This is a genomic window from Moraxella oculi (assembly GCF_023336735.1).
GTDB lineage: Bacteria > Pseudomonadota > Gammaproteobacteria > Pseudomonadales > Moraxellaceae > Moraxella > Moraxella oculi.
Genome location: NZ_JAMBAQ010000001.1, coordinates 87849 through 103268 on the forward strand (window position 1 = coordinate 87849; position 15420 = coordinate 103268).

The window sequence follows — 15420 nt, forward strand, 5'->3', positions numbered from 1 at the left end:
CGATGAAATGCTTGTCAAAGTTCATGACCTGTGTGTCATTGTGAATGCCATAATTTTTTTTAAAAGTCATGTATTTTTTTTGGTGGATTTGATGACAAGGTGCTTATTTTATGGTGATTTTATATGAATATTGGGAAAAAAATTCATGAAATTGGTAAAAAAATGTCGTGAATTTTGTTAAGATATTTTTATTAAGATGTCGACCATCATCTTGATTGATGGCTTATTGAAAAATGTAAGAATGGTGATCATGTCAGTATCAAAAATTATCCCAAAAAATCCAGCATTTAATCATAACAAATACCGCCCTTTTGATTTTGCACCGCATCTGCCTGATCGTACTTGGTGCGATAAACGCATTGATAAAGCACCCATTTGGGCAAGCGTTGATTTAAGAGATGGTAATCAGGCTTTGATTGATCCGATGACCATTGAGCAAAAATTAAAATTCTTCAAGCTTTTGGTGGCGGTTGGGTTTAAGCAGATAGAAATCGGCTTTCCATCGGCTTCTCAGATTGAGTTTGATTTTACTCGTCTACTCATTGAGGGCGGTCATGTGCCTGATGATGTTACGATACAAGTTTTGGTTCAATCTCGCAAGCATTTGATTGAGCGTACTTTTGAAAGTCTGCAAGGCGCAAAAAAAGCCATCATTCATGTTTATAATTCTACCTCCAAAGTTCAAAGAGATAAAGTATATCAGCTTGATAAGCAAGGTATTAAGTCAATCGCAGTGGCTGGTGCGACTTGGGTTAAAGAGATTGCCCAGCACTATCCTGACACTCTATGGATCTTTGAATACAGTCCAGAGAGCTTTAGCCAAACAGAGACTGACTTTGCCATAGAAGTCTGCCAAGCGGTGTGCGATGTCTGGCAACCTGCCATTGGGCAACAAGTGATTTTAAATCTGCCTGCCACCGTGGAAGCCAGCACGCCAAACCTATATGCCGATCAGATTGAGTATTTTTGTCGGCATTTGCCCAGTAGGCAAGATGTGATCATCAGTTTGCACACCCATAATGATCGTGGCTGTGGCGTGGCGGCGAGTGAGCTTGGTGTCATGGCGGGGGCCGACCGTGTGGAAGGAACGCTATTGGGCAATGGAGAGCGTACTGGAAACATGGACATCTTGACGATGGCGATGAATCTATATACTCAAGGCATAGACCCAGAGCTTGATTTGTCGCAGATGAGTGCGATTGTGCAAGTGGCGACCGAATGCACCAATCTGCCTGTACATCCACGCCATGCTTATGTGGGTGATTTGGTGTTTACGGCATTTAGTGGCTCACATCAAGATGCCATTAAAAAGTCGCTCAATCATGATGATCAGCACCCAAAATCTAAGATTTATTGGGAAGTACCATACTTACCCATTGATCCTGCTGATATTGGACGAGGTTATCAAGAGTTGGTGCGCATCAATAGCCAGTCTGGAAAAGGTGGGGTGGCGTATGTTTTGCAACAACATTATGGTTTTGATTTGCCCAGATGGACGCAAATTGACTTTGCTAAAGTGGTACAAAGACAAGCTGAATCGTTGGCAAGGGAGCTAAAAAATGAAGAGTTGCTAAATATGTTTACTCAGACTTTTTTAAGCCAAGAAATCTTTAAATTGAGCGATTATCAAATCAACAATAAAGGCAGTGAAGTGTTTTTTGATGGTCAAGTCAGCGTTCTTAATACCGTACTACACATCAATGGTCGAGGTAATGGTGCGTTGTCCGCTTTCATTGATGGCTTGGTTACCGCCACCAATAAAAATATTCATGTAACCAACTATTCAGAACACGCCATCAATACCCAAATGACACCCAGCATGCTTCAGGATTTTGGAGAGAATCAGACCAACTCAACCGCCGCCGCCTATGTGCAGCTTAATGTCGAAGGGGAGATATATTCAGGAGTTGGTGTGTGTAACAGTACCTTATCCGCCATGCTAAAATCCGCCTTGTCAGCCTTATCCCAAGCATGGTGAGTGTTGGTGATGTTGATGATGAAATGTGAGCTGGCTAAGCGGACTGTTGTGTCAAAACATGCCACAACAGCCAACTGATCTTAATTTACCATCGAGCATTGCTGGCAGATAAGAGGTCGTCAGATCTTGTAATAAGATCAATCATGTCGCCATGTTTGATGGGTTTGAGTGGGGCATGAACCATCCAGTCGCCACCGTCTTTTTTTAGATGCCAGGCAATGAGTGCGTTGGTGTCTTCATTTAAAGAAGCCATCTCAAAATCATGCACTAATGCACCTTCATTGTCTTTAAGTAAGCCCACGCCTTTATTGGCGAGAGCTAGGGGTTGCTTGTGTCGGTTGGCAATGATGATGAAAAGATGATGCACATCACGCCCAAGTTTGCCCAGGTGTAGGTGGATTTGTTCTTGGTTGATGAATCTGCTTTCAAGGTCAATCGCTCCAGACAGACCATCACCACCATGACGGACGCTGTCATCATTGGTTCGAATATTGCCATAATGGACAGCATCTAGGATTTTACCCGTCTGATTCATCAAGACGCAACCAACATCAATGTCCATGACGATGGGCTTTTTGCTCATTTTTGGTAGTTTGGACAGCCATTTTGCCAGTCCTTGTTTTGGCAAGGCGGTGTGGTCATATCGTATCGCAGGTGTGAGAATGTGACCTGAGATACCAAGCTCTCTTAGGGTTTTTGGTTCAAAAAAAGTTTTTAGTGGCTGGTCTGTTACGGATTGGTCCATGATGATTTTCCTAAAAAATTTTTGTCATTGTAGCAAATTTTCATCAAAAAATCCTGATAATACACCCATTTCATCAACACTTCATACAACCTGTACAATCCGTTACGACAAAAAACAAAACCGCATGATTAAGCCCATCGCTCATCATATGGGTTGCTTTTTGTGATTGTGCATTTGATGACAGACTGCTTGGATTAATGTAGTTTTAATAAGTCTTCTTCTGACAGCCGCCATCGACCTTTTTTCTTAGAGCTGCTGCGACTGGATAGATGGGTATTGCCAAGCAATTTATACATTGAATGGCTAGAATGTGCATGGCAAATTGCACATGCCAAGCCATCTGCCGCATCCGCTTGTGGGACGACATCAAGCGATAAAATCCGACAGACCATCGCAGATACCTGTTCTTTGTCGGCAGCACCATAACCACAGACGGCTTGCTTGATCTGGCGTGCGGTGTATTCAGAGACGCTAAGATTGAGTGCTGTCAAGGCGGCAATTGCAGCACCACGAGCTTGACCTAATTTGAGTGCAGAGTCTGGATTGTTTGCCATGAACACCTGCTCAATTGCTGCGTGCATGGGAGCTTCGGTGTATTTTTGGTAGTGCTGAACAATGCGTGAGACACCAGAAAAAATCTGTGCGATGCGTGTTGGCATGTCCGTGCTGTCGGTGCGTATGGTTCCTGCATCTAGAAAGCTAAGTTTATCCGCATGCGTGATGATGATGCCGTAGCCTGTCATGCGTGAACCAGGGTCAATGCCTATGATGAGTGTCATGTCTTAAAATACTGCCCAAAAAAAGTGAGTTTTATGCTTGAAAAACTTGTCAAATGCCCAAATTATTTGATAGTATAGCCTAATTTTGGGTGTTTTAACAATCTGCTGATTTTATTGATTGATAAGGAAAATTTATGGGTGTGGTCGTTGGCATTGCTTTGGTTTGGTTCGTCATTGAAATGCTTCTTTGGTATTTGGTGGCGCAGTTTGTGAGTGGTTGGTGGGTGTTTTTCTGGTTCATCATCGCCGCTTTTATTGGTCTGATGCTCATCAAAAAAGCTGCAAACACACTAAACCCAATGGCACAGCAACTCAAACAGATGCAAAATGGTGTCATTCCAAATCCTGCCAATCATCCCGCAGAAGCAACGGTTGCGCGGTCGGTAGCGATGGGCGTTGCAGGCATTTTATTTTTATTACCGGGTTTGCTGTCCGATGTTGGTGGGTTGATCTTGTTATTGCCATTTGTACAAAGAAAGCTTACTACTACTGCTAAAAATTATGCCCTAAAAAATCAAGATAAAGTCCTGCAAATGATGTCGCAACAGATGGGTGGAAAAAGTCCGTTCGGCATGGGTGGTGGCATCAATCCTAACAGTCCATTCGGTCAAGGCGGTCCTTTTGGGTATGGTGGTTTTGGTGGTGCGACTGTTGATGGTGAGGCGAGAACTGTCCAAAAAGAAGCTAAGCGTTTAAAATCCGCCAATGAAGAATGATAAAACCAGCCTTTGGTGTATTTAATATCTAAAAATAATATCTAAAAAATCCGCTTTTTTTGGCGGATTTTTTGATGGTTTTAGTTGGCAAATTGCTCTTGACACAGTTTGATGAATTCATGCCCAAATTTACGAACTTCACTATCATCACGCACTGCAATCCAGCTTGTAAATCGTCCAAAATAGGTGATGGGAATGGCGACCAAATCTGTATAGTGCTTAGGTTCGTATGCCATTTCGGCGATGATGCCAACACCCAATCCTGATGAGACATAAGTACTGATCACATCAGCATCAAGTGCGGCCAGCACGATTTCTGGGGTGAGACCTTCTTTGGCGAATACTTGATCTATCATGCCCCGTCCTGTGAAACCTCCATGATATGTGATGAGAGGATAGCTTGCCAAGGTTGGCAAATCAACACCGTCCAGCACGCCAGCAAAAATCGCCAATTCATGATTTTTTGGAACGATGACGACATGCGACCAGTCGTAGTAGCGATGACAGCGTAACACATCATTGTTAAGTAGGGATTCGGTGGCAATGCCGATATTTGCTTGACCACGAATCACCATTTGTGCGATGGTTTCTGGGTCGGCTTGTTGTAGTACCAGATTCACCTTGCAGAATTTTTCTCGAAATGCTTTGACGATGCTGGGCAAGACATATCGTGCTTGGGTGTGCGTGGTGGCGACTGTCAGCGTACCTTCTGAGGCGTTATTAAAATCTAAGCTCAAATTTTCAATGCTACGGATTTCTGCAAAAATCGCTTCAATGTGTGGCAACAATGCTTTACCAATGGGAGTAAGTCCTGTCAGGCGTTTACCTTGACGAGTAAACACATCAGCTTTAAGTTGACTTTCAAGGGCGTGAATTTGTTTGGATAGACTTGATTGGCTGGTGTGTAATAAAGTCGCTGCTTGGCTAAGGTTGTAGCCATTAACAATGGTGTGCCATACGGTTTCAAGTTGTTTGAGCTGAATTTGTAGGTGTCTTTGATTGATGACGATGTCTATTGCCATAAAAAGTCCAAATGGTTCTTGGGTAATATCCCTAGTGATTGATAATGTGTCAACTAATAAGATGACCATGCCATTTGCGTGGTTACTGGGTCATTATACAGAGTGAGTGTGGAAAAAATAACCAGCAAAAACAGCAAAAGTATATGCCATATTTGCATATTGTAGCAGAACTTTCATGACGCTTATGACCAAATGGGATAAAAATTTCACCATGATGTGCGAATATTTTTGCAAAAAAAGCGATTTTGTTCTAATATTGTGTGTTTATTTGGATTTTTGTCATTTTGGATTGTTATGGCGAATATAACTCACCCATCGTCTTGGTCAAAAGACACTTATTTTAGTAAAAACACTCTTGTCATGCTCATGCTTGGCTTTTCGGCAGGCTTGCCGTATTTTTTGGTATTCTCAACGCTGAGTATTTGGCTTAGAGAAGCTCAGATTGACAAAAGCACGATAACGATGTTCACATGGGCAGGTCTTGCATACTCGTTTAAATTTCTTTGGGCGCCTTTAGTAGACAGCTTATCCATTCCTTTCTTCAAAGAATATCTTGGTAAAAGACGCAGTTGGCTTTTGTTCATGCAGTGTTGCATCATTTTGGCGATTGTGCTAATGGCTTTTACCAGTCCTAATGCAAGTCAAATCAGCTCGCTAGAAATGATGGCGTTATTCACGGTGTTGTTGGCGTTTTCATCGGCATCTCAGGATATTGTGATAGATGCCTATCGCATTGAGATTGTGCCGAAGTCAATGCAGACGACTTTCTCGGCACTGTATGTGTTTGGCTATCGATTGGGACTGATTATCTCTGGAGCTGGTGCGTTATATTTGGCGACTTATTTTGGTTCGTCAGAGACGCTTTATCAGTACGGTGCATGGAAAAATACCTATTTGGTCATGGCGTTGGTGATGGGTGTGGGGGTATTGACAACCTTGGTTGCGACTGAGCCAAATAGTGAGATACTCACACCAAAAAAACAATCTTTTAATGATAAAATCATGGGTATTTATGCGGCATTGGCACTCATTCCGATGGCGGCATACGGCATTTGGTATTTGCTTCATCAAATATCAGAACGCATTTTGCAGATGCAAGACAGCCCATTTGTCATCACTCAAACAGTGGCAAATATCGCCATGACTTATGGCATGGTGATGCTCGTACCTGCACCTTTATTCTTGATTTTTTTATTGGTTAATCAGCCAAAAATTAAGCAGAATGTCGTCATGAAACATGAAGATTTGCAAGCAATACGCCAAGAGGGCAGAGACAATCTGCGTCTGATGCTGGTATTTTTGTTATCTGTGCTTGCTTTTATTTTTGCGTTTCGTTTCATTGGTGGTGTATTGATTGGTGATGCTAAGCATACCAATCTGGTAGGATTCTTGCTTGAAAGCGGGCGTTTTATTGGCAGTGCATTGGTGGCGACATTGGTGGCTGCTCTGTTGGTTCGGCTGGGTCTGATAAAAAAGCAAGTGGCCATGCGAAATTGGGTTGAGCCCATCTTAGATTTTTTTAAGACTTATGGTAAAAAAGCAGTGCTCATCTTGATGTTGATCGGTGTCTATCGCATCTCTGACATTGTGGCAGGTAATATTGCCAATATCTTTTATCAAGATTTGGGCTTTACCAAGGTGCAAATCGCTGACGCTAGTAAGCTGGTCGGTTTGACGATGAGTATTTTGGGTGGGTTTTTGGGCGGTTTTATTGCTCAAAAAATGCGCATCATCGTTGCGATGATGGTTGGTGCGGTCCTGGCAGCTGCGACGAACTTACTGTTTGTCTTATTATTTAATCATCCAACGACAGGCATGCTATACATGGCGGTCATCGCTGACAATTTGGCAAGCGGCATGGCAAGTGCGGTATTTGTGGCATTTTTATCAGTGCTGACTTCCATTCGTTTTACGGCGGTGCAGTACGCATTGTTCTCATCACTGATGACGCTATCTCCTAAAATTTTAGGAGGGTATTCAGGCAGTATTGTTGAAGCGACAAATTATCCGACATTCTTTATCATTACTTTTTTGTTAGGGCTACCTGTGCTGTTCTTGGTGTATTTGGTAGGTAAGCATATTGACTTGGGTGATGGCAGATTTGTTGTCAAAAACTAACAGCTTGGGTGGCAGTATGACCATTGTTGATATCAAAAAAGCACATCGACAAAGTGATTTACCACGCCACTGGTGGCAAGGCTGGCTGTGTTTTGTGCTGGATCAATCTGTCAGCTTTTTGATGACGCATGAGGATTATGTGCTAACGCCAGTGGAGCTGATGCGTTTTAATGCAGGTATTGACAAGATGAAAGATGGCGTGCCACTTGCTTATCTGACAAGCGAGCAGGAGTTTTTTGGTCGAGTATTTACAGTCAATGAACACACGCTCATTCCAAGGCCAGATACAGAAAGATTGGTTGAGGTGGTACTTGACTGGGTGAGAGAGGGGTCAATGGTATCAGGCAAGATACTGGACTTAGGCACAGGCTCAGGGTGTGTCGCCATCACGCTTGCTAAAGAGCTGCCCAAATGGTCGGTGCTGGCGGTGGATTTTTCTGCAGATGCACTGAGCGTTGCCATGAATAATGCCAAAAAATTAACTGCAGATAATTGTGCATTTGTGCAATCTGACTGGTACCAAAACATCCATCATACTTTTGACATCATCGTTTCAAACCCGCCTTATATCGCTGATGATGATGAACATTTGGCAGGATTAACGGCAGAGCCAATCATGGCATTGGTTGCAGATGATGGTGGACTGGCAGACATTCGTCGCATCATTCATGGGGCGAAAAAATACCTTAATAAACAAGGTCTGCTAATCATTGAACACGGGCATGATCAGCGTCAAAGTGTGCAGGCAATATTTGAACAATGTGGCTACCAAGCCATCATGACCATGCAAGATTATGGCGGTAATGACCGCTTGACGATGGGGGTGTGTGATGACTGACTTGCTAAGCGATGCTGAAGTTTTGCGGTACTCTCGGCAGATTTTGCTTGATGATTGGGACATTGATGCTCAGTTGAATCTAAAAAAAAGCAGCGTGCTCATCGTTGGCATGGGAGGGCTTGGTTGTCCTGTTTCGCAGGTTTTGGTGCGTGCAGGCATAGGCATTCTTCATTTGGTGGATTTTGATGTGGTTGATGAAAGTAATTTGCAACGCCAAACGCTTTTTACGGCTGATGATGTTGGACAATCAAAGGCAAAAGTTGCTTGTCAAAGATTGCGTCAACATAATCCATTCACTCAAATCCAGCACACAGAGGTGAAATTGACGCAGGATAATGTGGCAGCCATCATCACACAACTCTCACCAGATCTTGTGATTGACTGTACAGACAATTTTGCAATTCGTGATCTGCTGAATCAAACATGTCGTGCCGCAAGCAAGCCGCTGCTGTCCAATTCTGCGATTGGCGAAGTGGGGCAGATTGCTTTATTCACGACCGAAACAGGGTGTTATCATTGCTTGTTTGGTGCAGAAGCAGGCGATGAGATGACCTGTGCCAGCTCTGGGGTGCTTGCCAGTACGGTATCAATCATCGGCTCAATGACTGCACAAGTGGCATTGGATTTTCTGGGTCGCCATCATCATTCGATTGCCAATGAATTATTGTTATGGCAAGGTCGGACGATGAGTTTAAGGAAAGTCAAATTCAGTCAAAACCCAGATTGTCCAGTCTGCCAAAGACCAATCATTTCTCACTCTAAAATATGATTAAAAGTGATCAGTATGTTTAAAAAATCTCCATTATCTGTTGCAAAAAAATCCATCAGTACAGGGTTGAATGTATTAGGACGCCTTCAAAGGACTGCCAGTGTTGCAGGACTGTCTGCATTGAGAGTTGCCACAGGCGAGCAGATGAATGCTCATTTATTAAAAGAGTCGTTTGAACAAATGGGGGTTACTTATATCAAGTTGGGGCAGTTCATTGCCAGCACGCCGTCCATTTTTCCCAAAGACTATGTTTTGGCTTTTCAAGATTGTCTTGATGCCACCACGCCCATACCTTTTAATGAAATCTTGACGGTTTTGCGTGAAGAATTCGCCACAAAGCTTGGTGATGATCGAGGTCTTGGGGATATTTTTGAACACATTGACCCAAAGCCTTTGGCATCGGCAAGCATCGCTCAGGTGCATCGAGCAACGCTTGTCGGCGGTTGTCAAGTGGCATTAAAAGTACAAAAGCCCAATGTGGGTACTGTCATTCATACTGATTTGAGTGTTTTGCATGGTGGATTTTGGTTGATTGAAAAACTCATGCCTTCTATGAAAGCTGCCAATCTTGCACCGATTTTAGATGAGATTCGTTCTAGAATGCTGATGGAGACGGATTTTGTGGCGGAAAGTCGCCATATTGAACGATTCTCCAACTTCCTAAAACAGACAGGCAATACCCAAATTCTCGCCCCTGTGGTTCATCACGACTTGACAACCAAACGAGTATTAACGATGGATCTTTTGATTGGCAAATCTTTGGTTGATGAGACTTTGGATCTTGCCAGTGATGATGATAAAGCACGCCAAGCAATGACCGATGTGTTGGACACTTGGTTTTTATCACTCATGATGATGGGGGAATTTCACGCTGATTTACATGCAGGCAATCTGATGATGCTTGATGATGGACGAATTGCATTTTTAGATTTTGGATTGGTTGGGCGTATTGACACCGACAGCCTGCAGGCGTGCTTTTCTTTGGTACAAAGCTTGCAGATGAATGATCATCAAGGCATGGCAAGGGCAATGGTGTTGATTGGTATGACGCATGACCAAGTGAATGTTGAGCGACTTGGCGAGGATTTGGGTCGCATGTTTGGTGAGATGGACAAGGGCAATCAGCCTGAAAATCTCAATGCAATGATGCTTGAATTGGCCGATGTGGGCAAACGGCATGGCATTCATTTCCCAAGAGATTTTGCACTGTTGTTAAAACAACTGTTGTATTTTGATCGATTCATGGTAACCCTTGCACCTCAGATGGAGCTGTTTGAGGGCGAGCGATTAAAAATGATGAATGGCAATGACTAATGTTGGATGGTGCGTTTTAGTCTTGATGTGTTTGATAAAAATCATCAATGTTTGTTTGCCCCATGTGTGTTGGCGAGTGTAAAAGCCGCCATATTTTTAGGTGATTTGCCATATTTTGATAAAAATCATGCTATCATTAGCAACCTTCTTGATGATTGATAAGGCACATGAGAGTACTGTATGAATGAGTATGACCCCCAGCAGTTGGATACTTTAAAAATCACCGACTTGCGTAGCAAGATTGACCACATTGATGAGCAGATTCAACACTTGATCAATCAGCGAGCAAGCATCGCCCAAAAAGTTGCCATTACCAAAAAACACCATGAGACACACCCCATTTTTTATCGCCCAGAACGAGAAGCTCAAGTATTGCAGGCTGTGATGGAGCGAAATAGTGGTCCATTAAGTGGGGAGAAGATGGCTCGTCTGTTTCGTGAAATCATGTCAGTCTGTTTGGAATTGGAAGCCCCCCAAAGGGTTGCTTATCTTGGACCTGCTGGCACTTTTACCCACGCTGCCGCTCTGAAACATTTTGGTAAGGCGGCGACCGTGGCACCTTTGGTAACGATTGCCGATGTGTTTCGTGAAGTGGAGAGTGGTGCGGTGATGTATGGCGTTGTGCCTGTGGAAAATTCAAGCGAAGGCGTGGTCAATCACACCTTAGACGGATTTTTGTCTTCTGATTTAAAAATCATTGGCGAAGTGGAATTGCCCATTCATCATCAATTCTTGGTGGATAAACACACCAAAGTCGGAGCAATCTCCAAAATTTACGCCCATCAACAAGCCCTAGCTCAATGCCGTCAATGGCTAGATACCCATTATGCCAATATAGAGCGAGTGGCGGTATCTAGTAACGGCGAAGCGGCACGGCGTATCAAGAGCGAATGGCATAGTGCCGCCATTGCAGGCGATGTGGCAGCCGCTGAATATGATTTGCATAAGCTACACGAAAACATTGAAGACGACCCAAGTAATACCACACGATTTTTAATTATTGGTCGTGAAAGCGTCGCCCCAAGCGGTCAAGACAAAACATCAATCTTAGTATCTGCCAAAGACAAAGCAGGGGCATTGATTGATATTTTACAGCCCCTTGCCAAACACAATGTATCTATGACCAGCATTGAGACACGCCCCGAGCGTCAAACTAAATGGGCGTATGTATTTTTTATTGATATGGTGGGGCATATCACTGATGAGAATGTCAAAAAAGCCATTGACGACATTAGCAATATCGCCAAACATGTGCGAGTATTGGGGTCATATCCAAAAGCGGTGATTTGATATTTGAATTTAAAGTTTTGGTGTTAAAAAAATGAAAACCGAAACTTTAACCATTAATGAACACGGATAAGCAACTTTTCCTGCGTGGTTTTTTTAAAAACTTGGGGTAAATTTGCAAAGATGTTTAACCTTAAATAAGCATAAAATAAAATGTTTAACAAAACCCTAATCATCGGACTTGGTTTAATTGGTGGCAGCATTTTGCAATCAATCATTGATCATCGCCTTGTCAATCATCTATATGCCGTGGATTTTGATAAATTCGTCATTCAAAATGCCATATCTGAAAAATTAATCACAAGTGGTGATGATGATTTATTGGCATTGGCAAAGACAGGCGTTTTAAAAGATTGCAACTGCATCATCATTGCTGTGCCTGCTTTTGCCCTAAAAGCAATTTTCGCCAAAATCAAAACCGCCATGGATGATAAACTATTGCCAAACGACATTATCATCAGCGATACCGCCAGCACCAAAGGTAATATTTTAAAAGACGCTTTTGATATTTTTGGCAGATTACCGCCCAATTTGGTGCTGGCTCACCCCATTGCAGGGGCTGAAAAGTCAGGCTTTATGGCAAGAGATGGCAATTTGTTTAAAGCCTCAAGACTCATTATTTGTCCACACGATTTTAATGACAAGCAAGCGGTGGATAAAATCACTACCCTTTGGCAGGCATTTGGGGCGAGTGTGGATTTTATGCCAGCAGATAAACACGATGAAGTTTTGGCACTGACAAGCCACCTGCCGCATTTATTGTCCTATGCGTTGACTTTTCAGCTTGCCAAAGATGAGGAAAGTTTAAATATTTTTCGTTATGCAGGCGGTGGATTTCGGGATTTTAGTCGCATTTCGGCAAGCTCTCCGATTATGTGGCACGATATTTTTTTGGCAAATAAACAGGCAGTATTACAGGGGCTAGAAAATTATCAGGTGATATTAAATCAATTAAAAACTGATATTGAAAATGATAACTCTGAAAAATTATTACAAACTTTTGAAATTGCCAAAAACGCACGAGAATATTTTGGGCGGTTATTGGTGGAGAAAGAGAAGTTAAAGAATGGTTCTTAGAATATGTAAAAAGGGTTTAAATAATGCAAGAAATTAAAAACTTACTAAAAACCGTCAGTACTGAAATACAACTTATCAACACTTCAAAAAGACTGTACGCCAAACAGCTTGCCCCAAATTTTAGTATTTTTAAATATATTGCCACTAATGAAACTAATTTAAGCCATATTTTGGCGGATTTATTAAATCCAAAAGGCTCTCATCAGCAAGATGATTTATTTTTAAAAAACTTTATTAAAATCTGTTTGCCAAATCTGCAATGCCAAGAGTGGAATGGGTTTTTGGATAATTTAGCCAATATCCGTGTTAAAACAGAAGAAATTACATACGCGAGCCAATCTAATCGGAAAATGGATATTTACTTAACCGATGGTGTTAAATACGGTATTTGTATTGAAAATAAACCTTATGCCAAAGACCAACAAGACCAGTTAAGTGATTATTATAAAGAATTAAAAAATAGAAAACATTCTTATCAACATTTGGTTTATTTGTCCCAAACTTTACCAAGTGATGATAGTGTAAAATCAGAAGATTTAGAACAATGGCAAATTAACAATGAATTTAGCCATATTAGCTATAATGATTTGGTGGATTGGTTAAATGCTTGTAAGTCGGATTGTCAAAATGTTAGTGTTTTAGAATTTATTAACCAATTTATCAAGTTTATTCAAAAACAATTTATGGGAATAAGTGATATGAGTGAACAAAATGCCATTATCAATGCAATGCTAGAAAGTAATGAAAGTATTATTTCAGCGATTAAAATTGCCAATCAAATTCCAACATTACAAAAAAATTTAATTGAAAAATTAAACAAACAATTAACTGAAAAAATCAAGCAAAAAACTGAGTATCAATTATCTAAAAATAGACTCAATGAACTGAATGAAAAGTCATATGATAAAAACGGTTTTTATTTGGAAGTAAAAGAGCGTAATTTGTATATTTGTTTTAGGTTTGAAAATACAAATTATAATGGTTTTATAATGGGCTATTCAGCAATTGACAAAAATATCATAAAGGGGCATTGCATTCACAACAAAATATCAGAACAATTGGTGCAGTCATTATCTCATAAAAATATCGTCAAAGGCATAGAATGGTTGGCTTATTATAGCCTAGAAAACCGTGAGCGTTGGCAAAAAAATGCTGATATTTGGGAAAAAATCAACGATGGTAGTTTGGCTAATGATATTATGGAAGAAATTGATGAATTATATGATAATGTTGTAAATAACAATATTAAAATTGACCCTTGATTTAATATTGGTGCGTACTTTTTATTTAAAAGCAAGCACCTTACTCTCTAACAAATTAACAAGCCTTTTTTAGGAAAACCCTATGAAATACCACATCACCCCAAGCACCACCTTTACAGGCATGCACAAAGTCGCCCCTGACAAATCCATTTCGCACCGCTCGATTATGTTTGGTTCTTTGGCGAATGGCGTAACTCGTGTTACCAATTTCTTAGAAGGCGAAGACGCTCTTTCTACCTTGCAAGCCTTTCGTGATATGGGTGTGCAGATTGACCGAGACGGCGACAAGGTAACGATTTATGGCGTGGGAATGGGTGGGTTAAAAGCCCCAAAAAAGCCCCTAGATATGGGCAACTCTGGCACGAGTATGCGACTTTTGTCAGGGATTTTATCCGCCCAAGACTTTGATAGCACAATGATTGGCGATGAAAGCCTATCAAAACGCCCAATGGAGCGAGTCGCTAAACCCTTACGCCAAATGGGGGCAGTCATTGCTACAACAGGCGAAAAAGGCACGCCACCAATCACGATTACAGGCGGTCAAACGCTGTCCGCTATCCATTATAATATGCCAATGGCGTCCGCCCAAGTCAAATCCTGCCTACTTTTGGCGGGGCTGTGGGTAAAAGGCGAAACGGTGGTGATTGAGCCTGAAATTACCCGAGACCACACCGAGCGAATGCTGAATGCCTTTGGTTATGATGTCAAAGTTACGCCTTTGCAGAACGGCAACGAAATCCGCCTAACAGGCGGTGGACAGCTGACAGCGTGCGACATTGAAGTGCCTGCGGACATTTCGGCGGCTGCATTTTTTATGGTGGCAGGTCTGATTGCCAAAACTGGCGATGTGGTGCTACCAAAGGTGGGTATCAACCCCACTCGCACAGGCGTGATTGATATTTTACGCCTAATGGGGGCGGATATTACTTTGCAAAACCAAACGCTTGTCGGTGGCGAACCTGTGGCTGACATTTGTGTTAAATCAAGCCCATTGCACGGCATTGAGATTCCCTTACATCTTGTTCCGCTTGCCATTGATGAATTTCCTGTGATTTTTATCGCAAGCAGCTGTGCCACAGGCAAGACCGTTTTGCGTGGAGCAGAAGAGCTAAGAGTAAAAGAATCCGACCGCATACAGGTAATGGCGGACGGTTTGACAACGCTTGGTATTGATTGCACGGTGCTTGATGACGGCATTGAGATCATAGGGCGTGGTCAGAGTGAGTTTGTGTTTGGTGGTGGTGAGATTGAATGTCATCACGACCATCGCATTGCAATGAGCTTTGCGGTGGCAAGCCTTAGGGCATCTGATGAAATCGTGATCAATGGCACACAGACGGTAGCGACGAGCTTTCCCAATTTTGCGACATTGGCAAAAGAAGCAGGGCTTCATTTGGAAATCGTGGATACGGACTTATCCTAAAATTGGCTTTGGCATGAAAAATTGAGTAGCATCACTCGCCATTTAATCACTGAATGGTCATTGTCATATTCTATGAAAAAAACACGAAATTT

Annotated in this window: 12 protein-coding genes and 1 pseudogene; 10 read left to right on the forward strand and 3 right to left on the reverse strand. The window is 42.1% G+C overall.

Annotation, left to right across the window (positions count from 1 at the left end):
- Nucleotides 1–250: 250 nt before the first annotated feature.
- Nucleotides 251–1978, forward strand: coding sequence for a 2-isopropylmalate synthase (leuA, locus tag M2R47_RS00415; protein ID WP_249097445.1), 1728 nt, complete (start codon nt 251–253; stop codon nt 1976–1978).
- An 85-nt stretch (nt 1979–2063) separates the two neighbouring features.
- Here the strand turns inward: leuA and M2R47_RS00420 are convergent, their stop codons facing one another.
- Both M2R47_RS00420 and ruvC read right to left on the reverse strand, forming a co-directional pair.
- Complete coding sequence (locus M2R47_RS00420) at nt 2064–2723, reverse strand: TerD family protein (RefSeq protein ID WP_249097447.1); 660 nt, start codon at nt 2721–2723, stop codon at nt 2064–2066.
- A gap of 194 nt (nt 2724–2917) precedes the next feature.
- Nucleotides 2918–3502, reverse strand: a complete 585-nt coding sequence (gene ruvC, locus M2R47_RS00425) for a crossover junction endodeoxyribonuclease RuvC (protein ID WP_249097450.1) — start codon at nt 3500–3502, stop codon at nt 2918–2920.
- A gap of 134 nt (nt 3503–3636) precedes the next feature.
- On the opposite strand from ruvC, the gene M2R47_RS00430 reads away from it, so the two are divergent.
- Entirely contained in the window at nt 3637–4218 is a 582-nt protein-coding gene (locus M2R47_RS00430; protein ID WP_249097453.1) for an FxsA family protein, read from the forward strand.
- Between the two features lie 80 nt (nt 4219–4298).
- On the opposite strand, the gene M2R47_RS00435 is transcribed toward M2R47_RS00430, so the two are convergent.
- Nucleotides 4299–5240, reverse strand: coding sequence for a LysR substrate-binding domain-containing protein (locus M2R47_RS00435; protein WP_249097765.1), 942 nt, complete (start codon nt 5238–5240; stop codon nt 4299–4301).
- A gap of 294 nt (nt 5241–5534) precedes the next feature.
- On the opposite strand from M2R47_RS00435, the gene M2R47_RS00440 reads away from it, so the two are divergent.
- The 8 genes and pseudogenes from M2R47_RS00440 to aroA all read left to right on the forward strand — a co-directional run.
- A complete protein-coding gene (locus tag M2R47_RS00440; RefSeq protein WP_249097455.1) occupies nt 5535–7358 on the forward strand; it encodes an AmpG family muropeptide MFS transporter in 1824 nt (607 codons plus the stop codon).
- A gap of 16 nt (nt 7359–7374) precedes the next feature.
- Complete coding sequence (prmC, locus tag M2R47_RS00445) at nt 7375–8196, forward strand: peptide chain release factor N(5)-glutamine methyltransferase (RefSeq protein WP_249097459.1); 822 nt, start codon at nt 7375–7377, stop codon at nt 8194–8196.
- Nucleotides 8189–8965 (forward strand): HesA/MoeB/ThiF family protein, encoded by a 777-nt coding sequence (locus M2R47_RS00450; RefSeq protein ID WP_249097461.1) that lies wholly within the window; start codon nt 8189–8191, stop codon nt 8963–8965. Before prmC ends, M2R47_RS00450 begins: the two co-directional genes overlap by 8 nt.
- 15 nt (nt 8966–8980) lie before the next feature.
- Nucleotides 8981–10279 (forward strand): ABC1 kinase family protein, encoded by a 1299-nt coding sequence (locus M2R47_RS00455; RefSeq protein WP_249097462.1) that lies wholly within the window; start codon nt 8981–8983, stop codon nt 10277–10279.
- Between the two features lie 180 nt (nt 10280–10459).
- Entirely contained in the window at nt 10460–11569 is a 1110-nt protein-coding gene (pheA, locus tag M2R47_RS00460) for a prephenate dehydratase (RefSeq protein ID WP_249097465.1), read from the forward strand.
- Nucleotides 11570–11719: 150 nt separating this feature from the next.
- The gene (locus M2R47_RS00465) at nt 11720–12643 is read left to right on the forward strand and encodes a prephenate dehydrogenase/arogenate dehydrogenase family protein (protein ID WP_249097467.1); all 924 of its coding nucleotides are present in this window, start codon (nt 11720–11722) and stop codon (nt 12641–12643) included.
- A gap of 23 nt (nt 12644–12666) precedes the next feature.
- Nucleotides 12667–13905: a PDDEXK-like family protein gene (locus tag M2R47_RS00470; RefSeq protein ID WP_249097469.1), complete on the forward strand. Its 1239-nt coding sequence runs from the start codon at nt 12667–12669 to the stop codon at nt 13903–13905.
- A 109-nt stretch (nt 13906–14014) separates the two neighbouring features.
- A pseudogene (gene aroA / locus M2R47_RS00475) lies at nt 14015–15328 on the forward strand (3-phosphoshikimate 1-carboxyvinyltransferase); the annotation flags it as partial.
- Between the last annotated feature and the right edge of the window lie 92 nt (nt 15329–15420).